At 63.2% G+C, this 23,733-nt stretch carries 20 protein-coding genes and 2 pseudogenes; 16 read left to right on the top strand and 6 right to left on the bottom strand.

Annotation, left to right across the window (positions count from 1 at the left end):
- Positions 1-66 precede the first annotated feature (66 nt).
- The 7 genes and pseudogenes from CD04_RS21525 to CD04_RS0106830 all read left to right on the top strand — a co-directional run bounded on the left by CD04_RS21525 (position 67) and on the right by CD04_RS0106830 (position 6,651).
- Positions 67-890 (top strand): annotated as a pseudogene (locus CD04_RS21525) (branched-chain amino acid ABC transporter permease).
- Positions 891-898: 8 nt separating this feature from the next.
- A complete protein-coding gene (locus CD04_RS0106855; RefSeq protein WP_031405324.1) occupies positions 899-1,894 on the top strand; it encodes a branched-chain amino acid ABC transporter permease in 996 nt (331 codons plus the stop codon).
- Entirely contained in the window at positions 1,891-2,655 is a 765-nt protein-coding gene (locus CD04_RS0106850) for an ABC transporter ATP-binding protein (protein WP_031405322.1), read from the top strand. Before CD04_RS0106855 ends, CD04_RS0106850 begins: the two co-directional genes overlap by 4 nt.
- Positions 2,648-3,355, top strand: coding sequence for an ABC transporter ATP-binding protein (locus tag CD04_RS0106845; RefSeq protein WP_031405319.1), 708 nt, complete (start codon positions 2,648-2,650; stop codon positions 3,353-3,355). The genes CD04_RS0106850 and CD04_RS0106845 overlap by 8 nt, the downstream gene beginning before the upstream one ends.
- Positions 3,356-3,400: 45 nt before the next feature.
- Positions 3,401-3,970: a hemerythrin domain-containing protein gene (locus CD04_RS0106840; RefSeq protein ID WP_031405317.1), complete on the top strand. Its 570-nt coding sequence runs from the start codon at positions 3,401-3,403 to the stop codon at positions 3,968-3,970.
- A 398-nt stretch (positions 3,971-4,368) separates the two neighbouring features.
- Complete coding sequence (locus tag CD04_RS0106835) at positions 4,369-5,568, top strand: 3-hydroxybenzoate 6-monooxygenase (protein ID WP_031405315.1); 1,200 nt, start codon at positions 4,369-4,371, stop codon at positions 5,566-5,568.
- A 45-nt stretch (positions 5,569-5,613) separates the two neighbouring features.
- Positions 5,614-6,651: a cupin domain-containing protein gene (locus CD04_RS0106830; protein WP_031405313.1), complete on the top strand. Its 1,038-nt coding sequence runs from the start codon at positions 5,614-5,616 to the stop codon at positions 6,649-6,651.
- A 433-nt stretch (positions 6,652-7,084) separates the two neighbouring features.
- Here CD04_RS0106830 and CD04_RS0106820 read toward each other — a convergent pair whose 3' ends face one another.
- Together CD04_RS0106820 and CD04_RS0106815 are read right to left on the bottom strand one after the other, a co-directional pair.
- Positions 7,085-7,702 (bottom strand): trimeric intracellular cation channel family protein, encoded by a 618-nt coding sequence (locus tag CD04_RS0106820; RefSeq protein WP_031405311.1) that lies wholly within the window; start codon positions 7,700-7,702, stop codon positions 7,085-7,087.
- A 51-nt stretch (positions 7,703-7,753) separates the two neighbouring features.
- A complete protein-coding gene (locus CD04_RS0106815; RefSeq protein ID WP_031405309.1) occupies positions 7,754-8,635 on the bottom strand; it encodes a LysR family transcriptional regulator in 882 nt (293 codons plus the stop codon).
- A gap of 113 nt (positions 8,636-8,748) precedes the next feature.
- Here CD04_RS0106815 and CD04_RS0106810 point away from each other — a divergent pair, with 113 nt between their 5' ends.
- The 3 genes from CD04_RS0106810 (at position 8,749) to CD04_RS0106800 (ending at position 12,478) form a co-directional block, all read left to right on the top strand.
- Positions 8,749-9,945, top strand: a complete 1,197-nt coding sequence (locus CD04_RS0106810; protein ID WP_031405306.1) for a M20 aminoacylase family protein — start codon at positions 8,749-8,751, stop codon at positions 9,943-9,945.
- Positions 9,946-10,032: 87 nt separating this feature from the next.
- Positions 10,033-11,328, top strand: a complete 1,296-nt coding sequence (locus tag CD04_RS0106805) for an MFS transporter (RefSeq protein WP_081857840.1) — start codon at positions 10,033-10,035, stop codon at positions 11,326-11,328.
- Between the two features lie 10 nt (positions 11,329-11,338).
- Positions 11,339-12,478 (top strand): RNA-guided endonuclease TnpB family protein, encoded by a 1,140-nt coding sequence (locus tag CD04_RS0106800; RefSeq protein ID WP_031405302.1) that lies wholly within the window; start codon positions 11,339-11,341, stop codon positions 12,476-12,478.
- Between the two features lie 345 nt (positions 12,479-12,823).
- On the opposite strand, the gene CD04_RS0106795 is transcribed toward CD04_RS0106800, so the two are convergent.
- On the bottom strand, positions 12,824-13,756 hold the full coding sequence (locus CD04_RS0106795; protein WP_031405299.1) for a ketopantoate reductase family protein: 933 nt from the start codon (positions 13,754-13,756) through the stop codon (positions 12,824-12,826).
- A 491-nt stretch (positions 13,757-14,247) separates the two neighbouring features.
- Between CD04_RS0106795 and CD04_RS0106785 the strand changes: the two genes are divergently transcribed.
- Positions 14,248-14,892, top strand: coding sequence for a zinc ribbon domain-containing protein (locus CD04_RS0106785; RefSeq protein ID WP_031405295.1), 645 nt, complete (start codon positions 14,248-14,250; stop codon positions 14,890-14,892).
- A gap of 99 nt (positions 14,893-14,991) precedes the next feature.
- Here the strand turns inward: CD04_RS0106785 and CD04_RS0106780 are convergent, their stop codons facing one another.
- Positions 14,992-16,605 (bottom strand): AMP-binding protein, encoded by a 1,614-nt coding sequence (locus CD04_RS0106780; protein WP_031405293.1) that lies wholly within the window; start codon positions 16,603-16,605, stop codon positions 14,992-14,994.
- A 431-nt stretch (positions 16,606-17,036) separates the two neighbouring features.
- Here CD04_RS0106780 and CD04_RS0106765 point away from each other — a divergent pair, with 431 nt between their 5' ends.
- Positions 17,037-18,620, top strand: a complete 1,584-nt coding sequence (locus CD04_RS0106765) for a S9 family peptidase (RefSeq protein ID WP_038167552.1) — start codon at positions 17,037-17,039, stop codon at positions 18,618-18,620.
- A gap of 425 nt (positions 18,621-19,045) precedes the next feature.
- On the opposite strand, the gene CD04_RS21520 is transcribed toward CD04_RS0106765, so the two are convergent.
- Entirely contained in the window at positions 19,046-19,252 is a 207-nt protein-coding gene (locus CD04_RS21520) for a DUF3563 family protein (RefSeq protein ID WP_038167551.1), read from the bottom strand.
- A gap of 586 nt (positions 19,253-19,838) precedes the next feature.
- Between CD04_RS21520 and CD04_RS23650 the strand changes: the two genes are divergently transcribed.
- The gene (locus CD04_RS23650; protein WP_156030146.1) at positions 19,839-20,102 is read left to right on the top strand and encodes a hypothetical protein; all 264 of its coding nucleotides are present in this window, start codon (positions 19,839-19,841) and stop codon (positions 20,100-20,102) included.
- A gap of 289 nt (positions 20,103-20,391) precedes the next feature.
- Here the strand turns inward: CD04_RS23650 and CD04_RS0106740 are convergent, their stop codons facing one another.
- A complete protein-coding gene (locus tag CD04_RS0106740; protein ID WP_156030144.1) occupies positions 20,392-20,643 on the bottom strand; it encodes a hypothetical protein in 252 nt (83 codons plus the stop codon).
- 292 nt (positions 20,644-20,935) lie between these two features.
- On the opposite strand from CD04_RS0106740, the pseudogene CD04_RS21515 reads away from it, so the two are divergent.
- The 3 genes and pseudogenes from CD04_RS21515 (at position 20,936) to CD04_RS0106725 (ending at position 23,703) form a co-directional block, all read left to right on the top strand.
- Positions 20,936-21,570 (top strand): annotated as a pseudogene (locus tag CD04_RS21515) (FABP family protein).
- Positions 21,571-22,343: 773 nt separating this feature from the next.
- The gene (locus CD04_RS0106730; RefSeq protein WP_156030142.1) at positions 22,344-22,712 is read left to right on the top strand and encodes a hypothetical protein; all 369 of its coding nucleotides are present in this window, start codon (positions 22,344-22,346) and stop codon (positions 22,710-22,712) included.
- A 214-nt stretch (positions 22,713-22,926) separates the two neighbouring features.
- A complete protein-coding gene (locus CD04_RS0106725) occupies positions 22,927-23,703 on the top strand; it encodes a tetratricopeptide repeat protein (protein WP_031405278.1) in 777 nt (258 codons plus the stop codon).
- The last annotated feature ends 30 nt before the right edge of the window (positions 23,704-23,733 follow it).

Below are 23,733 nucleotides of genomic sequence, written 5' to 3'. Positions count from 1 at the left end.
CTGGGCGCTGCCGCCGTCTGCGGAGACACTCCTGTGACCATCCTGTACAACGGCATCGCCGAGGGCATGCTGCTGTTCCTGCTCAGCGTTGGCTTGTCGGTGACGCTCGGGCTGATGAATTTCGTCAACCTCGCGCACGGCGCCTTCGCCATGCTGGGGGGTATGTCTGTGTGGTGCTCCTCAACCGCCTGGGCATTCCGTTCCTCGTGGCGCTGCCTCTGGCTGCGCTGGCCGCAGCGCTGGCCGGAGTCGTGCTGGAGCGGTTGCTCTATCGCCGGCTTTACCGCGCCTCGCATCTCGACCAGGTGCTGTTTTCCATCGGGCTGGTCTTCATGTCCATCGCCAGCGCAACCTATGTGTTCGGCGACCAGCAGCAGCCGCTGGTGCTGCCTCCCTTTCTGCGCCAGGCCTGGCATTGGCCCGGGCTGGATTTCGACGCCTACAGTCTGCTGCTCATCGTGGTCGGCGCCGTCCTTGCGGTGGTGCTGCACTGGATGGTGACGCGCACACGCTTTGGCGCCAGCCTGCGCGCGGCGGTGGACAACCCGCGCGCCGCGCGGGGCTTGGGCATCGACGTGGAACGCGTGTTCGTTGCCACCTTCGCCCTGGGTTCGGCACTGGCGGGGCTTGGGGGTGCGCTGGGCATCCAGATGCTCGGCCTGAACCCGGAGTACCCGATCCAGTACATCGTGTACTTCCTCATTGTGGTCGCCGTCGGTGGCACCGGCAGCATCTCGGGGTCCCTCTTGGCGTCCCTGCTGCTGGGCGTGGCCGACGTGGCCGGGAAGTACTACCTGCCGCAGTTCGGCGCTTTCGTCATCTATGTCGTGATGGTTCTGACCCTCATCTTCCGTCCGCAGGGACTGTTCGGCCGCAGTGCGGCCAAGTGATTCTGGCGATGGCAATCAACTCCCGTTCTGGCTTTGACGCTGGCCCGCTGCGCCGAGCCGCCCGGTGGCATCCGGCCGAATATGTGTTCTGGGTGGCGCCCATCGTGGCCTACTTCATCTTCCCGGACGATTTGGCGCTGCTGTCGCAGATGGCGATCACCGCGTTGTTCGCGCTGTCGCTTGACCTGATCCTTGGCTATGGGGGCATCATTTCCCTGGGCCATGCGGCCTTCTTCGGGATTGGCGCCTATACCGCCGGTCTGTTTGCGATGCATGGCTGGCCCAATCCGCTGTTCGGCCTGGGGGCGGCGGCGGCGGTGAGCGCGCTGGCCGGCTTTGGTGCCAGCTTCCTGGTGCTGCGCGGTGCCGACCTGACACGCCTGATGGTGACGCTGGGCATGGCCCTCATCCTCTACGTGGCTGCCAACCAGCTCCCCGGCGTTACCGGAGGACTCGACGGCCTGCAGGGCATCACCGTCAACCCGCTGCTGGGGCATTTCGAGTTCGACCTCTATGGCAAGGTCGCCTATGTCTACAGCGTGGCTGTGCTGTTCGTGATGTTCTGGATGGTTCGCCGCATCGTCCATGCGCCGTTCGGCCTGTCCCTGGTTGGTATCCGGCAGAACGTGCTGCGCATGCCTGCGCTGGGCGTGCCGGTGCATGCGCGCCTGGTGGCGGTGTACACCATCGGGGCGGCAGTGGCTGGTGTGGCGGGCGCACTGCTCACGCAGACCACCCAGTTCGTCTCCATCGATGTCTTGAGCTTCGCGCGCTCGGCCGAATTGCTGCTCATCCTGGTGCTGGGCGGTACCGGCACGCTGTACGGGGCGATGATTGGTGCGGTGGTCTTCATGACGGTGCACCATCTGCTGTCGGACGTGAACCCCCAGTACTGGCAGTTCTGGATGGGTGCGGCGCTTATTCTGGTGGTCCTGTTTGCCCGCGGCGGCATCGTCGGAGGCCTGCTGGCCGTGGCCCGCCGATTTCGCAGGAGACCCGCATGAGCGACGCAGCGCCCATCGCCCTGGAGACGCGCGACCTGGTCAAGCGCTTCGGCGGCTTTGTTGCGACCAACAAGGTGTCGCTGCGGGTTGCCGCCGGTGCCCGCCATGCCCTCATCGGGCCGAACGGCGCGGGCAAGACCACACTGATCAATCTGCTCACCGGCTTTCTGACGCCGACAGCCGGACATGTGCTGCTCGAAGGTCACGAGGTGACGCATTTGCCCCAGCACCAGCGCGTGGGCCGCGGCTTGGCGCGGACATTCCAGATCAACCGTCTGTTCGCCGACCTGACGGTGCTGGAGTCGGTGCTGCTGGCCGTGTGCCAGCGCCGTGGGATCGGTGCGCGGTTCTGGAAGCCGCTGGCGGCGCATGGCGAGGCCGTGGACGAAGCCGCCGCGCTGCTCGAGCGTCTGCGGTTGCTCGACATCGCCTTCGAGCCCACACGCACGCTGGCGTATGGCCGCCAGCGCCTGATCGAGATCGCGCTCGCGCTGGCCATGCGGCCGCGGGTGCTGTTGCTGGACGAGCCGGCCGCCGGGGTGCCGGCGGGCGAGAGCCGCGAACTTTTCGAGACCATTGCGCAACTGCCGCGCGAGGTCACCATCGTGTTGATCGAACATGACATGGATCTGGTGTTCCGCTTTGCCGAGCGCATTTCAGTACTGGTCAACGGCGCCGTACTGACCGAGGACGTGCCGTCGGCCATCGCGGATGATCCACGGGTGCGGGAGGTCTACCTGGGGAGTGCCGTTCATGTCTAGGCTGCTGGAGGTCGACGGCGTGTGGGCCGGCTATGGCAACAGCACGGTGCTCGAAGACATCAGCTTCGATCTTGACGCCGGTGCGAGCTTGGCCTTGCTGGGCCGCAACGGCATGGGCAAGACCACGCTGCTTGCCACGCTCATGGGGGCGACCCGCCAGTCCCGCGGCCGAATCGGACTGGACGGAACAGACATCACCGCCGTGCCCAGCTACCGCCGTGCCCGGGCGGGCCTGGGCTGGGTGCCGCAGGAACGTGACATCTTTCCCTCGCTCACGGTGGAGGAGAATCTCGCCGTGGTGGCGCGGCCCGGGCCTTGGGCGCTGGAGCAGGTCTACGCCATGTTCCCGCGGTTGCAGGAGCGTCGTGCCAACATGGGCAACGAGCTTTCGGGCGGGGAGCAGCAGATGCTCGCCATGGGCCGTGCGTTGATGCTCAACCCGAAGATCCTGCTGCTGGACGAGCCGCTTGAAGGACTGGCGCCGCTTATCTGCGAGGAGCTGCTGGTCTCGATCGCGCAAATGGTGGCGAGGGGAAATATGGCACTCATCCTGGTGGAGCAGCATGCCCACCAGATCCTGCCGATCACGCAGCAGGCCATCGTGCTCGAACGCGGGCGCATCGTGCATCGGGGCGCGAGCGAGGCGCTGGCGGCCGATCCGTCGGTGCTCGACCGTTGGCTCGGCGTGGCTGCGCACTGACATCCAGGAGACCATCGCCATGACCCCCAGCAACAGGCCATCGGCGTGATTCAGGGCGAGCACCGCGCCATGTCGGCCGTGATCGAAGCCCTGCGCCACGTCGCCGACGAGATCGCCAGCCACGACCTCGAGCCGGACTACAAGATGCTGTGGTCCATTCTTTACTACGTGGATCAATATCCGGAATCGCACCACCACCCCAACGAGGAGCGGGTGTTGTTTCCGCGCATCCGGGCCCGCACGCACGCCATTGACGCCACGCTCGACGAGCTCGGCCGCCAGCATGCGGGCAGCCGTCCACATCTCGACGTGCTGCGCAACCTGCTGGGCCGCATGGAGGCGGACATTCCGGGTGCGCGCGAGGCCTTCGCGGCGAAGGCCCGCGAATATGCCGACTTCCACCTTCGCCACATGGGGCTGGAGGAGCGTGAGGTGCTGCCCAAGGCGCGCGAGGTGCTCGACGATGCGGACTGGACGGCCATCGCCGCGCAGTTCAACGCGGAGCCCGATCCGCTGCGCAGCGCCGCGGTGAATGGCAACGCCTGGTTCCGCGACTTCTATCGCCGTCTCGTCGCGCTGGTGCCAGAGCCCTGGGGCGTCGGTTCGAGGCGCTGATCGGCTCTGCGCGCCGGCTCAATGCAGCGGGCGCGGCCCTGCCGTCGGCTCGGGTCGCAGCGCCGCCTTCGGTACTCCCCGGGACCATGCACCTCGCTGGTGCAGCTGCCGAAATGGTCCGTGCAGGCGGTATCGCCTTGCGGGTCAAGATGACTGGAATCTCGAGCAGGTGCGGGATTGCGAGGCCGGCTTGTCACCATCGCCAAGCGCCGCCTCAGATTCCGGCGCGAGGCTGGGGAGTCGAGATGCTTCAGCGAGGCGTGGGTGTTCCATGGGCGCCGCTGCTCGCGGCCGCAGACATCCGTTGATCTTCGGGTAATCCCGATAGGGAAACCCGTCTGTCGAGATTACACTCATAATCAGTATACTGATTAAATGGTCACGCTGCAGGAGGCAGAATGGACAGTCATGGAAGTGCAGGCACGGTGCTGGTAGCTGGCGGCGGCATTGGCGGTCTTGCCGCAGCGCTCGCCTTGGTGCGGCGCGGGTTTTCGGTAAAGGTTCTGGAGCAGTCGCCACGGATCGGCGAGATCGGCGCAGGCATCCAGCTCGGCCCCAACGCATTCAACGCTCTCGATGCCCTGGGTGTGGGTGAGCGGGCACGCGGGCGCGCGGTCTACACCGACTGCATGGTGATGCACGATGCCATCGATGCATCCCTCGTGGGGCGCATTCCCACCGACGAGGCCTTCCGCCAGCGTTTCGGCAACCCCTACGCCGTGATCCATCGCGTGGACATCCACACCTCGCTGCTCGAAGGCGTGATGGAGGCCGAGGCGACGGAGTTTCTCACGTCCACCCGGGTCGAGCGCATCGAGCAGGACGACACTGGCGTGACCGTGTTCGACCAGCATGGCACCGCCCACCGCGGTGTGGCGCTGATCGGCGCAGACGGGGTGAAGTCCGTGGTGCGCGAGCAGTACGTGGGCGATGCGGCGCGGGTGACCGGTCACGTGGTGTACCGAGCGGTGGTCGACAAAGCGGACTTCCCGGTTGATCTCCAGTGGAATGCCGCGAGCATCTGGGTCGGCCCGAACTGCCATCTGGTGCACTATCCGCTGCGTGGTGGCGAGCAGTACAACGTGGTTGTGACCTTCCACAGCCGCGGACAGGAGCAATGGGGCGTCAAGGAGGGCAGTCGCGAGGAGGTGCAGAGCTATTTTCAGGAGGTCTGCCCGAAGGCCCGCCAGCTGATCGAGATGCCCAAGAGCTGGAAGCGCTGGGCCACCGCCGACCGCGAGCCGATCGGCCAGTGGACCTTCGGCCGTGCGACCCTGCTGGGAGATGCGGCGCATCCGACCACGCAGTACATGGCCCAAGGCGCCTGTATGGCCATGGAAGACGCCGTCACGCTGGGTGAGGCGCTGCGCGTGCACGACAACGCCTTTGAACCGGCATTCGACCTGTACCAGCGCTCGCGGGTCGCACGCACTGCGCGCATTGTGCTGTCCAGTCGCGAGATGGGGCGCATCTATCACGCCAAGGGCGTCGAGCGCCTGGTGCGCAACGACCTGTGGAAGGGCCGCACGCCCGAGCGCTTCTACGACGCGATGGAATGGCTGTACAGCTGGCGGGTGGACAACTGCCTGGCGGACTGACCGGATCCACCAACTGCGCTTTCTGCAACAGAACAAGGAAATCCCATGAAAGAACTCGGACGACTCGAGGATCTACCCCTGGACTATCGTGAATCCCTGCAGCAACTCAACCTGGTGCCGCTTTGGCCCAGCCTGCGCGCAGTCATGCCGCCGCATCAGCCGCGGCCGCGCACACAACCCGTGTCGTGGCAGTACAAGACCTTGCGCCCGCTGCTGATGCGAGCGGGTGAGCTCACCCCGATCGAGAAGGCCGAGCGCCGCGTCCTGGTGCTGGCCAACCCGGGCCACGGGCTGGAGAAGATGCAGGCCAGCTCGGCCATCTATCTCGGCATGCAACTGTTGCTGCCCGGCGAATGGGCGCCGTCGCATCGCCACACCCCAAACGCCGTGCGCATGATCGTCGAAGGCGAGGGCGCCTACACGACCGTGGAAGGCGAGAAATGCGCGATGGTGCGCGGCGACCTCATCCTGACTCCCACGGGGCTGTGGCACGAGCATGGCCACGACGGCACCGAGCCCGTCGTCTGGCTGGACGTTCTCGACCTGCCGCTGGTGTACTACATGGAAGCCGCCTACCACGTCGATGGCCCGCGCCAGCCGGTTGTGTCGAGCGAATCCGAGCGCCGCTTGGCGCAAGGCGGCATGCTGCCCACGCCGGTGTTCGAGCGCGGCAACTCGGCCTATCCGATGTTGCGCTATCCCTGGGCGCAGGCCCGGGCGGCCCTGGAAACGATGGCAGCCACCGAGCCGCATGAGGAGGTGGTGCAGATCACCTACGTCAATCCGCATACCGGTGCGCACGCGCTGAACATCCTGGGCTTTTATGCGCTGATGCTGCGCCCGGGCCAGACCGTCACGTTGCCGGCACGCTCACCCGCCGCGATCTATCACCTGATCGAGGGCGCTGTTGACGTGGATGTGCTGGAGCAGCATTTCGCGCTGGAGGAAGCCGATACCTGCTGCGCACCGGGCTACACGCCGGTGACCCTCAGCAACCGCAGCGCGGACGCACCCGCCTTTTTGTTCCTCGCCGATGAGTCGCCGCTGCACCAAAAGCTTGGCGTCTACGAGCGGCGCGACTGACTGGCGCGCGCTGCCGCGGCCCTCGCTCAGGGGTGCTGCAGCGCATTGTCGTCTGACGGCGCCACCCGCGCCACACCGGTGGCATGCAAGGACACGGTGCACGTCAGGAGCAGCGCGATCGTTACTGCCAGGCTGGGCAGGGTCGCATTTGGCATCCTCACCGCCCTTGGCTGTCGCCACCGCTTGCGCGGAAAGGGCAGAGATTCCTACGGCGCTCACCCCTGCATCGAGCCGGGAAGAGTCGCTTCGGTGGGTTCCTGTTGCTGGCAGCATAACTGCACCACGCACTTGGCAGGCGATCCGGGCGTGTCCCGCCCTTCATTGCAGGATACATAGACAGCACAAGAGAACACCCTGCAAGTCTGACAAGGATGCCCGTGGCATCCGCGCTACCCTTCCCCATCCTGAACGGCGGGGCTTGTCGCGCATCGGGTCATGGCGATTTGCCGTAAACAGGCAGACTCCAGCGGCGCCGCAGCGACAGAAAGCGGATCAGCGCGCAACTGCCCGCGCCCAACCAGGGGGTGAGCATCACGTTCCATCCGCGCACCTGCCCGAGCACCTGCACGCAAGCGCCAATGAGTGCCGCCAGTGCGTAGATTTCCCGCTGCAGGATGACTGGAACGCGATTGAGCAGCACGTCACGCATGACGCCGCCGCCGACTGCCGTGACGACGCCAAGCACGATGGAGACTTCCACATTGTGGGTCATCACCATGGCCTTGTGGGCGCCCGCAACGGCGAAAAACCCAAGTCCGAGGGCGTCGAAGAAGATCACCGGGTGCCGCAGACGCTGGATCAGCGTCTGCGACCATATTGACATGGCGGCAGCAAGGATCGCCAGGGCTGCGTAGCGCCACTGTGAAATTCCCGCCGGTGGCACGAAGCCCAGACAGAGGTCACGCACGATGCCGCCCCCACAGGCTGTGACGTAGGCCACGACTGCCACGCCGAACAGATCGAGGCGGCGTTCGATCGATGCCGTGGCACCGCTCACCGCGAAGGCGAAGGTTCCGAGCAGATCGAGCAGCACAAACCAGCCATGGGACACGGTGCAATCTCCAGATAAAAAATCATCCGACGCCGGCGTCGGGGTCAGCATTCAGTCGTGAAGATGGTCCTGCATGACCTGATGCAGAAGCTGTATTGTCGGTGCCGGGGTCCTGCCGGCGAGCGTGACAAGGCCGAAGCGCGCGCTGCCGCCAAGTGGGGGATCCATGGGCAACTCGTGCAGCCCGGGCGCCACCGCGCGCACTGCCAGCAAGATGGCATCGCTGAGGAGGGACACTTCAACCAGGCTGGGCAGTTCGTCGCCGCGCAGCGTGACCAGGTCATCGGGATGCGCGCGCGGCCCGTAGCGCTGCATTAACAGGCGAGCGATATCGTCGCTCAGGGGCGTGGATGCAATTGGATAGCCCACAATCTGTTCGAACGACACGCGCCGGTGCCGAGACAACGGATGCTTGGGGCGACACAGGAAGGCGCCGCGCATGCCAATCAGCCTGTCAATGTGAAGATCGCTGGCAGGCGGCACTGAAAGCAGATCCACGACGAGCGCATCCAGTGTGCGTGCCCGCAGGCGTTGCAGCAGGAGTTCGGTCATGCCTCGCGCGATCTCGAGGCGCATTGAACGATGTCGCGCCGCGAACTCCACCAGCAACGGCCTGGTCAGGAAGGCGCCGGGCCCGGAGCCGAGGCCGACGCGCAGTCGTCCGGAAGAGCCGCCGCGCAGCTTGGCACCCATCTCGCCAATTTCCCGCGCATCGTCCAGAAGCTGCCGCGCGCGCTCAAGCACATCGCCGCCAAAGGATGTGAGTTCGATGCGGTGGCCAACGCGGTCGAACAGCGCGAAGCCCAGTTCGGTCTCCAGTGCGCGGATGCTTCGGCTCAGTGCGGGCTGCGTGATGAACAAAGCCTTCGCCGCCTTGCTGAAGGAGTTGAACTCGGCAAGACCCACAAAATGGCGCAATTGTGCGAGCTGCATCGGTCCAGTCCATTCCTAAAAGGTATCGAAGATGTGCAAATAATGCATTGGACGCATGTATTTTTCAAGCCTAAATTGAGTGCCATGTTCCCCTTACCGCGAGAGCGTGACGAATGTCCGATGTCCTAAATGCACTCCTGGAGAGGCCGGGAAACTTCGCCGAATTTGTCGAGCTTCGCCGGGACATCCACCGCCATCCGGAGTTGGCGTTCGCCGAGCACCGCACTTCCGCGCTGGTCGCCGAGCGCCTGCGCCAATGGGGCTACGAAGTCGAGACTGGAGTGGGCAAGACAGGCGTCGTCGCACGCTTGCAGTTGGGCAAGGGCGTGCGGCGCCTTGGCATTCGCGCCGATATGGATGCGCTGCCGATCCAGGAGGGCACCGGAAAGAGCTACGCAAGTTGCCACAAAGGTGTCATGCATGCATGTGGGCACGACGGGCATACGGCCATGCTCTTGGCCGCGGCTCACCATGTCGCGCAGCGTGGCTTGATCGATGGCACGCTGCACCTGATCTTCCAGCCGGCTGAGGAAGGGGGTGCCGGTGCGCGTCGGATGATCGCGGATGGCCTTTTCGATCGCTACCCGTGTGACGCAATTTTCGCGATGCACAACATGCCGGGTATCAGCCGCGGGCACCTGGTTCTGCGCGATGGCGCGAGTATGGCATCGAGCGACTACGCCACGGTGACCTTGACGGGAATCGGCGGGCATGGGGCGATGCCGCACCACGCACGCGATCCCGTGGTTGCCGCATCGAGCATCGTCATGGCGCTTCAAACGATCGTTGCGCGCAACGTCGACCCACTGGCCATGGCGGTCATCACGGTCGGTGCGCTGCACGCGGGAAGGGCGAACAACGTGATTGCGCAGGACTCCGTGATGGAGATCAGCGTGCGCAGTCTCGACCATCAAGTGCGTGAGCTGCTCCGGCGTCGTCTGCATGAACTCGTTCAGGCGCAGGCGCAGAGCTTTGGCGTCGAGGCTCACATCGATTGGCGCGAAGGCTACTCGGTCTTGGTCAACGACGTGGCACAGACGGACTTTGCGCGCCAGATCGCGATCGAATTGCTTGGCTCGGCCAACGTGACCCTGCAAGGCCCGGCACTAACCGGTAGCGAGGACTTTGCATTCATGTTGGAAAAGATTCCAGGGAGCTATGTCCTAATCGGCAACGGTGATGAAAGTGGCGCTGCACCCGTGTGCATGGTGCACAACCGAGGTTACGACTTCAACGACGACATTTTGCCTGTCGGCGCTGCGTTCTGGACCCATCTGGCAGAACGCTTTCTTGTCCAGCACAGCCCGTAATGAAATGAACCTGCGGTGAGCCAAGCTGGCGCTTTGCGTCCTGCAGGCCCGAAAACTTGACAACACAAGACAAGAGGAGACAGCAAGATGAGTGCAACAACGCCCGAAATGGCATATGTCTACCGCGATGGCGTAGGCGAAATTGGCAATGCGGTTGTTGCGACGCGGTCCGTGGTTGCCGCGGCCGTCGCAGGCAATGCCCTTGAGTTTTACGACTTCGTTATCTATGCGTTTTCCGCCGTGTACATCGGCAAAAGCCTTTTCCCTGAGCACACCGCCTACGTAAGCCTGCTCATGTCGGTCGGCGTGTTCGGTATCGGATTTCTTGCTCGTCCGCTCGGCGGCGTTGTGTTCGGCCTCATGGGCGATCGCGTCGGCCGGCGCGCGAGCCTGATTGTGACCATCGTGCTGATGACAGCTGGCACCCTGGGTGTGGCGTTGACGCCGTCGTTCTCGAGCATCGGCATCGCCGCTCCGGTGATCGTGGTCATCGCGCGACTGCTGCAGGGCCTTGCGCTGGGCGGCGAGATCGGCCCCTCAAGCGCATTCCTCGTGGAATCGGCGCCAGCGGGGAAACGCGGCTTGTACGCGAGCTGGCAGCTTGGCAGCCAGGGAGCGGGAATCCTGGTCGCTGGCCTCATGGGCGTCCTGTTCAGCCGGGTGCTGAGCCACGCGGCCATGCTCGCATGGGGATGGCGTGTGCCGTTCCTGATCGGTCTGCTGATCGTACCCCTTGCCGTGTACATGCGGCGCGCGATGCCGGAGACGCTCCATGCCCGCCCAAGCGCGCACACGGCACCAAGCCGCCGTGCGAGCAAGGCGCCAGGCAAGCTGGTCATCATTGCCGTTGGAGTGATTCTTGGTGGCACCGTCTCGACCTACGTCGGCAACTACATGACCACCTATGCGATCACGACGCTCAAGATGCCAGCGGCCGTCGCGATGGGGGCGACCGTGGCGGTTGGCCTGTTCACATTGGTATTTTCGATCGTCGGCGGCTGGCTGTGTGATCGATATGGGCGCAAGCCCATCATGGTTTGGCCGCGCGTGGTGGCTGCGGTCGCGACGGTGCCGGCTTTCCTGCTGCTGAATGCGGTACCGACGGCTCTCACACTGGTGCTGGTCAGCGCGTTCCTGGCCGCACTTACCGCAATCAGCGGTGCGGCATCCCTTGTCGCAATTCCCGAGGCATTTGCTCGCCGACATCGTGCGCTCGGCCTCGGCGTGGCCTATGCAGTGGGCGTTTCGATTTTTGGTGGAACGACACAGTTCATCATCACCTGGCTCATCCGTTCCGAGAAACCCCGCCGTTTAGGGTGGGGAGGAAAGGAGCGCCGATCGAAGATCGGTGCTGTGTTGACAAGTTACACGGAAAACGCATAGCATGTGAGGCATGCAGGTCAAGCGCGCCTATCGCTTTCGCTTCTACCCGACGCCCGAGCAAGTTGACGCACTGGCTCGAACCTTCGGGTGCGCACGCTTCGCTTACAACCACATGCTGCGACTGCGCAGCGACGCCTGGATGCAGCGCCAGGAGCGCGTGGGCTACCACGAAACCTCCGCCGCGCTGACTGCGCTGAAAAAGACGCCCGAGCATGCGTGGCTGAACGAAGTCAGCAGCGTGCCCGTGCAGCAGGCGCTGCGGCACCTGAACACCGCGTTCTCGAACTTCTTCGCCAAGCGAGCCCGGTACCCGTCCTTCAAGCGCAAGGACGGGCCGCAGGCGGCCGAGTACACCACCAGCGCATTCCGGTGGGACGCGGGCCGGCGCGAGTTGCGTCTGGCGAAGATGGACACGCCGCTGGACATCCGCTGGTCGCGCACCTTGCCACAGGCGGCCAAGCTCACGACCGTGACCATCTCCAGGGATGCGGCCGGTCGGTACTTCGCCTCGATGCTGTGCGACGACGCCGTGGCGAGCAAGCCAGCCGTCGAGTCGCGGGTCGGCATCGACCTGGGGCTCACCCATTTCGCGGTCCTCTCGAATGGCGAGAAGATCGCATCCCCGAAAACCTTTCGCAAGAACGAATCTGGACTTGCGAAATGGCAGCGCCGCATGGCGCGAGCCAAGCTCGGATCGAAGAACCGGGCGAAGTTGAAGTTGAAAGTTGCTGCGCTGCATGCGCACATCACGGACGCGCGCAGGGACTTCCTGCACAAGCTCTCGACCCGACTGATCAGCGAAAACCAAGTGATCGCCGTCGAGACGCTGTCCGTGTCGAACATGCAGCGCAACCGCAGCCTGGCGAAATCCATCAGCGACGCCAGCTGGGCGGAGTTTGTCAGGCAGCTCGAGTACAAAGCGCAGTGGTACGGGCGCACATTGATCGGCATCGATCGCTGGTATCCATCCAGCAAGCGATGCTCCGTGTGCGGCCACACCAAGACGACGATGCCGCTGTGCGTGCGCACCTGGGCTTGCCCAGAGTGTGGCACGACCCACGACCGCGACATCAACGCCGCGCGCAACGTCTTGGCCGCAGGACTTGCGGTGTCAGCCCATGGAGAGGCTGTAAGTCCCGTCTCGCTGTAAAGCGGCATGGGCTGGACTCTGTGAAGTGGGAATCTCCTCCCTTTAGGGAGGGGAGCAGTCAACCATGCGACCGGCAACGCGGTTGCGCCGGCGTGGTATGTGACGATCGCAAGCATCATCACGGCCATCGCCATGTTGGCCATGCCCGAGACCCGTAACGAACCAACCTGAGCGCGCCCCGTGCGCGCGGACAAGTGGAGGTAGTCGCCTCCTAAAGGACCTGTCGTTGGTGCAAACTGACTGCACAACGGGGGAAAACCAGAGCCGTGCGCCGCAGTTCTCATCGCTTGCGCGTATCGGCCGCCGCGCGTTGTCAGCAGCCAAAAGACCAAAACGCTGAAGGCCTTAAACGGAATGGGATTGCCGAGACAATTGCCCGGCCCGCACCGCCATGTGGGTGTGGGCCAACCGGATCAGATCCATCGGTAATCCCCGCTCCATCCCGCGTTGAGCCATGGCGCCCAGGATGTGTTCGTGCTCGGTTTGTTGCCCTGCTTGAAGATCCCGAAGCATCGATGCCGTGAAGGTCGATCCTTGTTGCGTGAGCATGCGTACCGATTTGTCGGCGGCGGCTCGCCCAATGGGATGGCCGCTTTCGCGCGCTACGGCACAACATTCAGCGAACATTTGGCGCGTCAGAGCTTCGCCGTACGGGGTGGCCATGATCTCGCCAACAGAACCCTGGCAGACGGTTGTCATGCCGGCAAGCGTCGCCAAAAAGACCCATTTATCCCACAAGGCCTGCTCGATGTCGTCCGTGTATCGGCAGTCGAAGGCTGCGCCTTTGCACGATTCGGCAAAGGCGCGCGCCAAGACTTCATGCGCTGCATCGCGGGGCCCGACTGTCAGGCTCTGTAGATCGGTGAGCTGCTTGATTGCGCCGGATGCGGTGATCATGGCGGCGATATGGGCCACTCCGCCCATGACCCGTTGCCTGCCGAACCTTTGGTCCAGCGTAGCCAGATGGCTGATCCCGTTCAGCAAGGGCAAGAAGACGGCATGGCCCTGCGCCCTGGACACGGATGCAAGCGCATCTTCAAGGTCGTAGGCCTTGGGCGCCAGAATCACGAGGTCATAGATCGGCGCCACCTCGGCAGCGGTCACCGTGCGCGGATGCACCGTGAAATCGCCCCGTGGCGTCTCGATGCGCAAGCCGTCGCGGTCGATGAGATGTTTTCGCTTCGGACGTACCAGGAAGGTGACGTCGGCACCAGCGCGTACGAGTTGCGTACCGAAATAGCCTCCGATGCCACCTGCACCAAGAATCAGGATTTTCATGTCTCCAACTCCTAAAAATGTCAGAGCGCCACGCCTTGCGGGTGCAACGGTCCACGGGGCATGGTGCACGGATATCGCAGTAACGCATCCTATTTGCCTGGCAAGGGGCGCGTGCCGCGAACCGCGACTAGGCAGGATCGCCGATCATTGCATGTGGCGTCACTTATTACCACCGCCATCGCCATGCACCGCACATTTCGCATGGCCAATTGCTGCCTGACCATGCGGTCGGAGCCCCCGAAGGCGGAAACGCGAACGTGCGCGCAGCGGCGTGCATGCTCAAAGCCGGTTTGTTGCGGCAGCAGGCGATCGGTGCGGGGCCCGTGCGGAAGGACTTTGAGGAGCGGCGGCCGGTCGTGGAGAAGACATTCGCTGATGCCGGGCGCGATATGCGGTCCAGGGGATGATCGCGGGGATCTCAATCATCACGACATGCGGTTGTGTGTGGTTGCGTGCGGGTTCAGCGACGCATTGAGGCCCATCCTGGAGGCGTGCAACGCCATCAGACACCTGAGCGTTTCAAAAAGGACAGGAACGTTGGCCAGTTCGCCCTTCTGAACACGGAGCGAGTGGCTCCGAAGACCATGAGCCGCAGCGCGAAGGGCACGGTGGATGCGCCGGGCCGTCGCGTGCGGCAGAAGGCCGGACTCAACCGGGAGATTCTCTCGGCAGGGTTCGGCATGGCGCATCCGATGCTCGCGTACAAAGCGGAAGAAGCTGGTGCGCGCCTGCACCTGAGCAATACGCGCCAGATCAAACCGTCGCAATGCTGCGCGGCGTGCTGGGAACTTGTTCCCAAGACGTTGGCGCAGCGTGTGCATGTGTGGCCGCACTGCGGGCACACGGCCCCGCGCGACCAGAACAGCGCAATGGTGGTTCTCACCGACGCGCACAACACGCAGGACACGCCTGGGACGGGCGTGGCGGCGAGACCCAAACCTCGGCCACGGCAACGTGGCAAGTCCAAGTCTGTGACCCGCGAAACCCCCGCTACAACGCCATGCGTTGAGCGGCGGGAGAGTTCATCGAGATACGCGAAAGGGTTGCGGGATGTAAGGACGGAGCTTGACGCAGCGCCAAATGCAGGAATGCCGCGCTCTGCGGGCCTGCCCCATGCGTTCTGGCCAAAGGCATGAAGGCCCGTTAGAGGATGCCCCAAGGGCTTGCCTGGCAACGCCAGGGAATGAGGCACCTCGATCGTTGCCAACGCGAGGCTGCAAGAATCTGCGCGTTACTCAGGTTTGTTGCCTGAGCAAGAAGCGCTGGATTTTGCCGCTCGGTGTTTTCGGCAGGGCGTCCACGAAGGCGATCTCGCGAGGATAAGCATGTGCAGCGAGCCTCGTCTTGACATGGATCTGCAATGCGTCCACGGTATCCGCGTCGGGCTTGAAGCCTGCGCGCAAGACCACGAATGCCTTGACGATTTCTGTGCGCTGCGCATCCGGTCGACCCACAACGGCGGCTTCCATGACGGCAGGGTGCTCGATCAAGCAGCTCTCGACCTCGAAGGGGCCAATCCTGTACCCGGACGAAGTAATGATGTCGTCGCTGCGACCCACAAAGGTCACACACCCGTCCTCGGCCATTTCGACCGTATCACCTGTGAGGTAGTAGCCACCGCGAAAGGCTGGCGTTGCCTGCTGCCAGTAGCCCGGAAAGAAATACAACGGGGACGCCGCACGATCGACGGCCAGGATGCCTGGCTGGTCGGGTCCGAGAACACGCACAGCGTCGTTTGACTCTTCAACCACGGCCATGCGGTACCCCGGCATCGCATAGCCAGCGGTGCCGGGCTTGACCGGTTGTTGCAAGCCGTGGTGATTGCACACCACCATGCCGATCTCCGTCTGTCCGTAGTGATCAAAGATCGGCGCTCCAAGTCTTTCTGCAAACCATTTGATGACCTCGGGGTTCAGGGGCTCCCCCGCGCTGCTGACAGCGCGAAGCTGCCCCTTGATTGCCTCCACGCTGTGCGTCTTCGCCGTCATCAGCAAACGAAAGGCGGTGGGCGCTCCAGCCAGGTTCGTGATTCCCTCATCCTTGATGAACGCAAGCGCTGCCTCGGGCGCAAACGGCCCGTCATAGAAGGTGGTCGCGTGCCCCATCAGCAAGGGGCCCGTGACGCTGTAGTAAAGGCCATAGGCCCATCCGGGATCGGCAATGTTCCAGAACTTGTCCTCCGCACGCAAGTCGACCGCCAGGCGCATATATTGTTCGAATGCCATGAGCGCCTTGATGGGGACCGGGACCCCTTTGGCCTTGCCCGTCGTTCCCGAGGTGAACAGCATGATGAAGGCATCCTCGCCGCTTCGCATCACGGGCGTGAACGCGTCCGCGTGCGCGTTCAACGCTTGCTGGAAGGCATCTCCGTGCACGCTGCCGACGATCAGGGTTCGCGGTGCGATTTTCAAGTCCGCCAGCTTGCTTTGGTTGGCCGCATCAGTCACCACGACCTTGGCCTCACTGCTGGCCAGACGGTACTCAATCGCTTCAGGCCCGAAAGCCGTGAAAAGCGGCTGGTACACGGCGCCAGCTCGCCATGTGCCCAGAATCGTGATCAGGAGCTCAGGCACGCGCGGCAGCAATCCGGCCACACGGTCGCCAGGCTGGACGCCCTGTGCGGTGAGCCAATGCGCGAATCGGGCTGAAGCGCTTTGAAGCTGGGCAAAGGTATAGGTCGCCTGCCTGCCTTGGTGATCATGCCAGTGCAGCGCAACCTGATCACCATGAGCGTGGCGGTCGCAGCACTCGACGCACGCGTTGATGCCGTGCACGAGATCGCCATCGAGCCTGGCTGCCAAATCGCCGAGGCTGAAGGCGCTCAGGGCGGACAAATATGAGGTCTGCATGAAAGCCTCCCTTGGCTTGTTCGATTCCGCAAGACGCCCCATGCGATGGGCTCTGGGCCCTACGAGAAGCCCGCATCCGTGCGGTCCGGGGGATTGTGCATGATCGGATATCCATGGGCGTGCAATTCGATTTTCGCCACGCCCCAAAAATCAGGCATTGACCACCCTGCGCCTGTTCCAGCCAAGCCGGATCGCCACCGTGTTTGGTGCGCTCGCAAGGCTCCCGATCAGCTCGCGACGAGCGACGTGCACATGTGCCGCATGGATGCTGATGAGCGGCAGCAGCTGGCGCCTGCGGGGCTTACCTTTCGTGACACATGTCAGCACCACCCGCTCTTAGCATCGGCGAAAACGAACGGCCGTGCGATTTTGTCGCGGCCAAATCGGTCTCAAGGCCGACTGAGCGCCTTGACCGCCAACAGGAGACAGCCATGCAGATCAAATGGGGCCTGGCGATCATGGCCGGATCACTCGCGCTAGCGTCGTGCGGGGGCGGTAGCAGTTCGGTTGCCACCAGCGGGACGAGTAACACGCTGCTTGCGACGACCGTCGACACGACAGGCGCGCTTTCAACGGCTCAATTGGATAGTCTTCTCGCCACGCGGTACCCGGACCCGCAGGCGCAAGCGCTCGTGGGAACCCCGGTCTGCGGCGTGCAGGTCGTGAAATTCACGTATGCCACCGTCGGTGGTGAAGGCGAGGCCACCAACGCGTCCGGCGCCCTGATGGTCCCAACCGGAACCGCGCCACAGTGCACCGGACCGCGGCCGATCGTCCTTTATGCCCATGGGACCGCGGATCAGCGCGCCGAAGATCTCTCGGCGATCACGAACACAGCAAACCCGGCCTACGGGACGTCCACCCGCATTGCGCTGGTCTTTGCGGCGCAAGGCTACGTCGTGATTGCTCCAAACTATGCCGGCTACGACATCTCCTCGTTGCCGTATGCCCCGTATCTGAATGGCTCGCAGCAGTCCCAGGACGTGATCGATGGGCTGACCGCGGGGCGCCAGATGCTCGGCTTGCTCAATGCATCGGTCAGTGACGACGGCAAACTCTACGTCACGGGCTACTCGCAAGGCGGCTATGTGTCCATGGCAACCCTTGCCGCGCTGGACTCGCAGGGTCATCCTGCAACGGCGGGGGCTCCAATGTCCGGTCCCTACGCCTTGCTCGCCACCGGGGATGAGATCTTTTTGGGTCATCCCGACTTCGGGGGCACGGTTTTCTTGCCCATGGTGGTGAACTCGTACGCGCATCTGAAGCAGGGCTCGATCAATCCCAGCCAAGTCTTCTCCACGCAGTATGCCAATGCGGTGTCCCTCTTTCCCGGCGCTGTCAGCGCGCAAGCCGCGATGCAGCAGGGGCTTATCCCCCAAACGGCCCTGTTCCAATCCGCCCCGACAGGCTATTCCAATCTCAACACGCTTTCCCCGGGGGCGCCTTTGGGCTTGAGCGGTTTTGATCCGTCGAATTACCTGATCAGCACGGCGTTTCGCGAGGCCTATGTCAACGATGTCGATGCCAATGCGGACGGTGCGGCTCCGTCGAACGGATCGGCTCCGGATTTCTCCACCACGGCTGCCACGCTACCAGCCAGTCCGCAATTGCTGCTGCGCCAGGATCTCAAAGCAAACGATCTGCGCAACTACACCCCCAGCATGCCACTGATGATGTGCGGCGGCCTCAATGACCCGGAGGTCTATTGGGAGCAGGGGGCTGCAGCGATGACGGCAGTGTTGAACTCGAAAGCGCCGAGCGATCCAAATTTGCGCTACGCCACCCTCGACCTCGATATCTCGAGTGGCACGACGGGCACGTTCACAAGCCACGGTTTGTCCACTGCCCAAACCGCCACGATGCAAGCAGTTGCGACGCAAGCGCAGCAAGCCTTCACAAACTATCAGGCAGGCGTGACAACCAAACTGGGCGCCAACATCGGTCTGGAGCTTTATCACACGAACGAGCGCGTGTTCTGCACCGCTGCGGCCCGAACCTTCTTTGCGCAATTCTGACCGCAAGGCCCCATAGGGCCTTGGCTTGGCCTGATGCCAGCAGCGATGGAGCAAAATCGCCGCGCATCCCGTGCTGCAGCGCCTGGCGCTTGGTCGCGGGAGCGTGCGATTTGCGTCGGGCGGCGCGCGCATCGGAGCTTGGTGCCAGCAGTCGGTTGCTTCGCCCACGATCCAATCCCAGCACAGGAGCGGGCCGTTGTGCGACGCTGCCCCGACCGTCTGGGGTTCAGGCTCAAGCCGTGTTTCGCGAAGCGCGCAGGTTGTCCTGTGCGGTGATTTTGGCGTGCAGATTGCGGCAGCACGCGTGGTTCTTAGGCGCGCAAAACCACCGTTGAGCGCGGTCGCACATTTCACCCCCGGCTGGACGCTAATTCCCGCCCAGTCAACGCGCACACTGCGCGGGCCGCAGACTGCACAACAAATGGCTACCAGAGAGCCTTGCGGCTATTCAGACCCGGGAATGCCGCATGCAAGGGCAGACTTTCGTGCTCGTTGCCGCGATACTCGAGTTCATGGATGCGCCGCTCAAGATCACAGACGTCGACCGAGCGGGACAAGTACTCTTCATCCAGCTGCTCTTGGGACTCAAGCCCTGAGAAGATTTTTTGGAGGAATTTTGTGAACGTGCTCATGATGTTTCTCCCGTCGAGGGGAGTCTTCCATTGAAATAAGGGTTAACCCTAATCTAACAGCTACCGATGGAATTTCAAGAGCCATCCACGTAAATGTTGCTGTGCAGCATCAACGGTTTTGCCCTGACATCCGAATCCGCTCGGGCGGGGCATTGCTGGGGGAAATACCGCCTTGCACGCGCGGCGCATGCGCGGCAGCGCCACGTCGTGGATTGATGGCCGTTGCCGCCGGACGCCGTTCGCGTGACGTGTGGCGCCATTGGTGTGCCCCATCTGCAGCCCTTCCTGCGCGGCCGCCGTCAAGAAGCTGGTTGTCGGCGCGCGATGATCACGCTCGAGCCAACGCGTGCAAAAAAAGCGAGCGTGGCGCCTTGTGCTGGTTTTTCGGTATCCTCAGCGGCCTCATGCACGATGCCGGCTGCGGACTGCGCTACGTCAGCGGGTTGACTTTGTCTGGGCGCAAAATATTGAGAAACCGCAGAGTCATCCCGCATCGTGCGCGCTAAACTTGAAACAAGTTGTGACGTAAGACGCAACAGCCTTGAGCCATCAACATCAGTGATGTGCGTTATGAAAGGAGAGTCCCGTGAGCGATTTGGGAAGTGAGCCGCTACTGTGGAGGCTCGGTGTTCGCATTGAGAGCTCCCGCGATGTGCAGTTGTTGGACTGGTTGGTCGGCCATGTCGGTGCGAACGAGGTGCGTGGCGCGGCCTATCGGCGTCGCAATCGCTTGCAGCCGCGACCGGATAAGGTTGCGGAGGAACTTGGCATTAGACCGCCGGATGAACTTCAGTCCAAAGCAGTCGAGCCATGGAAGAGTGACCCAATGCGCGAGCATCGAGCCAGTTAGTGCAATGAGAGCCCGCCACGGATCAAGCGCAGATCCGTGGCTTGGGACCATGCAAGCTCGGGCACTGACCGGCGGTTGAGATTGCCACTCACGCCGTGCCAGGCACAAAGACTGCGCAGGTGGTCGAGTAAGCGCCAGCGGGAGTTGTGGCGTATGCGGCCAGAATTGTCCGCATGAAGCGCTCGGGTATCGGCGATGCAGGATCGGCGCCAGCGCAAATTGGGCGCGGCCAGCGCGCGTTCATCCGATCACCACTCGGGGCTCTCACCTCAGCGCGGCGTGCGCCGGGCTAGCTTAGTTTTTTCACTTCATGTGTCGTCGCGTGGTAGCTCTGCTTGACGCCGTTGGCCACATCGCCGCCGACCACCTTCCCGGCATGGACGACCGCGTGTCCCGTGTCAGCACCCACCTGCACGATTTTCTTGCCGGCATGAATGGCATCCGTCTTGAGATTGTGGGCATATTCAGTGAATGTCATGGCGCTGGCGGACGTGGCCACGGCAAAGAGAAAGACGGATGTAATGACGTAATGGGTTTTCACGGACACTCTCCAGTATGGCCGTATGCGCGAGGCACGGTGAGCCTCGCGTTTGACGCCCCCGCGATCGGCGCAGTGCGGATTGCCGGCGCCTCGTTGGCTGTTGTCGCGCATTGTGCCCCAACACGGGCGGACAACATACCTCTGGGTTGATTCCTGCGAGGGTCACGCAAGAACAGGCGCGGCGCGCGCGCGGCGCGACGCAACGCTGGCAGGCCTCGGCGATCTCGCCACAAGGCATTTGGGGTTGGATGTAAGACAATGGCCATGTTCCGGGCCCCTTTTAAGGAATCGCATGAGCGACGAGTTTCCGACAGACATCTACACCGAACCGCAGGGTGTTGACGTCAACACGCTGGCCAACCTCGGCCCCTTGCGGGCCATGGCTGGTGTGTGGGAGGGCGCACGGGGTCTGGACGTGAAGCCGAAGGCTGAGGCCCGAAGAAGCAGGCCTACGTCGAGCGCATCGAGCTTCAGCCCATCGATCCTCAAACCAATGGCCCTCAGCTCCTCTACGGTCTGCGCTACCACCAGCATGTGGTCAAGCCGAACCAAGTCAAGACCTATCATGACCAGGTCGGCTACTGGTTGTGGGAGCCGGCAACCGGGACCATCATTCAAACGCTGACGATTCCACGCGGGCAAGTCGCGATGGCCGCGGGTCACGCCAGTGCCGACGCAACCACCTTCGAGCTCGTGGCGACGCAGGGGCTCGAAACCTACGGCATCTGCTCGGCGCCATTCCTGCAACGGGCGTTCCGAACGACGGAATTTCGCATTCGAATTGCGATCAATGGCGACGGCACCTGGAGCTACGATGAGGACACGGTTTTGCAGATCCTTGGCCGGGACGAGCCCTTTCACCATACCGATCGCAGTACGCTGGTCAAGGTGTCTGAGCCAACGCCGAATCCGCTCGCCCGCGGTTAAGGGCGGGTTCGCATCTGGCAAAGTCGAGTGAGGGCGGGCTGCGCGCAAGCTCGCTTTCCGAACGCATCCGTGCAATGCCGATCCTGCGGAAAGCCAATGGGGCGGGGGTCGTTGTGGTGCGCGCCGTTCTTCTCCGGATACGCACTTCGTCCCGCCGCCAGCAGCAGGGCCCAAAAAAAGTTCAGGCACTGACTGACGCATGGTCTGTGCAGTGCCTGACGCATGGCTCCCATGGGCGGGAGCCGTTTCACGCCGCAGCGTGTTGGTCGGTCAGAATATTTCCCAGTTGATAGGCAATACGACCTCCTTGTTTTTGTTGTGCTCGATTCAAATCTACGCCGCGCTCCAGCAATGTGCAAGACCCTCAATGCGTCAATTCACGGGGATGTGGTGCAAAGGCAAAATTGACGGCTTAACCGCTTCGACCGCAACCCAGTTCTCTGGAGCCGGAAGGACTGCGTGATCTCTGTCGGGATCGCTGTGCTGGACATGCTCAAGACCTACATCCAGCAGCACGATGCGCCGGCTTGATCGCTGAAATTTCCCGATGTCCCCCGCAACCAAGCGTCGCTTGATTGCAGCCGTTCGGGTTTGGTGGTGGGTTGGCCGCGGTGGCGCTCGCGTGATGCAAGCCGTCGCGCAAGCGCCACCGCGGCGGGCCGGGCACAGGAGCGATGATTGTGCCTAGGCTGCGGGCGATGACACCCTTGGTGTGCGCGGTTGCAGCAAACGCGCTATGGTGTGGGATGCTTACACCTAAGATGACCCCAGCCATGCATCCTTCGATTGGGCCTGAAGCGCCCTTTGGAGGCTCGACCTCCGGCGCGACCCATCTGTCTGCCGGGGCCGTGGCGGCGCTGGGCCACTGGATCGACGGTAAAACCTTGCCCCACGCCGGGAGCAGCTTGAATCCCGGGCGCTTGTTTCTGGGCCAGCGTCTGGTCGTGGAGCTGTCGTTCCACGGCGGTCACCAAGTGCTGGCCGACGGCATCACGGGTGTGTTGTACGACGCCCAAACGGGCCGCTGTCTGTCAAGTTCGAGGCTGCTGCTGGACGTGGGCGGGCTGGCCGAGGTGAGCAAGGCGCAGGCGCAGTCCTGGTTGCGCCGGCGCATTGCCGCCCAAAAGGCCAGCAAGAAATAGGCCTTGGTCGTTGCGCGCGAAGGCGCGGCGTGAAGCGCACGGCGTCAGCAATGGTGCATTTCTGGGTGTTGCGACATCGAGAGGACGGTGCGGCCGTTCACGCTTCCATGCTAGGGTGTGGCAGCGTCATGGGCGGTCGTCGACTGCTGTTGCCGCATTGCGGAGCGCTCGACATGATGACATCGGATCGTTAAGACATGGGTTCCCACAGATCATGAAGTACATATTTATCGCAATCCTTGCCTTCCTGGCAGCTCCTGCATGGGCGGCACCAAGCGTTCCGTCGATTCACGACGTCTACACCGCCGCGACAACAGGTCATCTGCAGCAGGCGCAGAGCGAGATCAACCAAGTTCTCGCGGCCTACCCGAATTCTGGCAAGGCACACTATGTGGACGCACGGGTGCTCGCGCTTCAAGGACAGTGGGCCCAGGCATCAAATCAGCTGGAGCTGGCTAAACGCCTTGATCCCGGGTTGCCCTTTGAACGGCAGGCGAACCTGAACGCGTTTCAGCGGCAGATCGCAGCCCACACCGGCCATGTGGCCAATGCAGGATCGCCATTCCCCATGGGTACACTCATCGGTGGCGCATTGGGGTTGATGGCGGTGCTGATGTTGATTGCGGTCTATCGCAGATCACGGCGCCCACAGCCTGTTCAGGTCATGCCGGCAGGGTGGCCGAATCCGAGCGCTCCCACCAGTTTCGGCGCGCAGCCCGGCGCCTACCCTCAGCCTGGGGGCTCTGGCGGCTTCCTGGGCGCGGTTGGAACCGGGATCGGGATGGGCGCCGGCTTTGCAGCCGGCGAGATGCTGGTCGACAAACTGTTCGATCACAACAACACGGGTGTGGCGCAAGGCGGGGGCTTCATGCCGAATGCCGACGCTTCGCAAGCTCTGCCGGAAGATCAAGACTTCGGTGTGAACGATGCCGGCGGTTGGTCGGATGACTCCGGCAGTGGCGGCATGGATGACTCCGGCGGCTGGAACTGACGGGCGGCGACACCGCCAAGCATCAATGCT

Origin of the sequence: Thiomonas sp. FB-Cd, assembly GCF_000733775.1 — a bacterium.
Taxonomy (GTDB): domain Bacteria; phylum Pseudomonadota; class Gammaproteobacteria; order Burkholderiales; family Burkholderiaceae_C; genus Thiomonas_A.
The sequence above is the reverse complement of the archived record's forward strand: the minus strand, read 5'-3'. Positions and strand labels throughout refer to the sequence as shown.

Coding starts and splice junctions, on each gene's coding strand:
- CD04_RS0106800 (WP_031405302.1), top strand. CDS start 11,339: ATGCAGGTCAAGCGCGCCTATCGCTTTCGCTTCTACCCGACGCCCGAG.
- CD04_RS0106830 (WP_031405313.1), top strand. CDS start 5,614: ATGAAAGAACTCGGACGACTCGAGGATCTACCCCTGGACTATCGTGAA.
- CD04_RS0106815 (WP_031405309.1), bottom strand. CDS start 8,635: ATGCAGCTCGCACAATTGCGCCATTTTGTGGGTCTTGCCGAGTTCAAC.
- CD04_RS0106780 (WP_031405293.1), bottom strand. CDS start 16,605: ATGCAGACCTCATATTTGTCCGCCCTGAGCGCCTTCAGCCTCGGCGAT.
- CD04_RS0106845 (WP_031405319.1), top strand. CDS start 2,648: ATGTCTAGGCTGCTGGAGGTCGACGGCGTGTGGGCCGGCTATGGCAAC.
- CD04_RS0106835 (WP_031405315.1), top strand. CDS start 4,369: ATGGACAGTCATGGAAGTGCAGGCACGGTGCTGGTAGCTGGCGGCGGC.
- CD04_RS0106765 (WP_038167552.1), top strand. CDS start 17,037: ATGCAGATCAAATGGGGCCTGGCGATCATGGCCGGATCACTCGCGCTA.
- CD04_RS21520 (WP_038167551.1), bottom strand. CDS start 19,252: ATGAGCACGTTCACAAAATTCCTCCAAAAAATCTTCTCAGGGCTTGAG.
- CD04_RS0106855 (WP_031405324.1), top strand. CDS start 899: ATGGCAATCAACTCCCGTTCTGGCTTTGACGCTGGCCCGCTGCGCCGA.
- CD04_RS0106725 (WP_031405278.1), top strand. CDS start 22,927: ATGAAGTACATATTTATCGCAATCCTTGCCTTCCTGGCAGCTCCTGCA.
- CD04_RS0106805 (WP_081857840.1), top strand. CDS start 10,033: ATGAGTGCAACAACGCCCGAAATGGCATATGTCTACCGCGATGGCGTA.
- CD04_RS0106850 (WP_031405322.1), top strand. CDS start 1,891: ATGAGCGACGCAGCGCCCATCGCCCTGGAGACGCGCGACCTGGTCAAG.
- CD04_RS0106810 (WP_031405306.1), top strand. CDS start 8,749: ATGTCCGATGTCCTAAATGCACTCCTGGAGAGGCCGGGAAACTTCGCC.
- CD04_RS0106730 (WP_156030142.1), top strand. CDS start 22,344: ATGCATCCTTCGATTGGGCCTGAAGCGCCCTTTGGAGGCTCGACCTCC.
- CD04_RS0106795 (WP_031405299.1), bottom strand. CDS start 13,756: ATGAAAATCCTGATTCTTGGTGCAGGTGGCATCGGAGGCTATTTCGGT.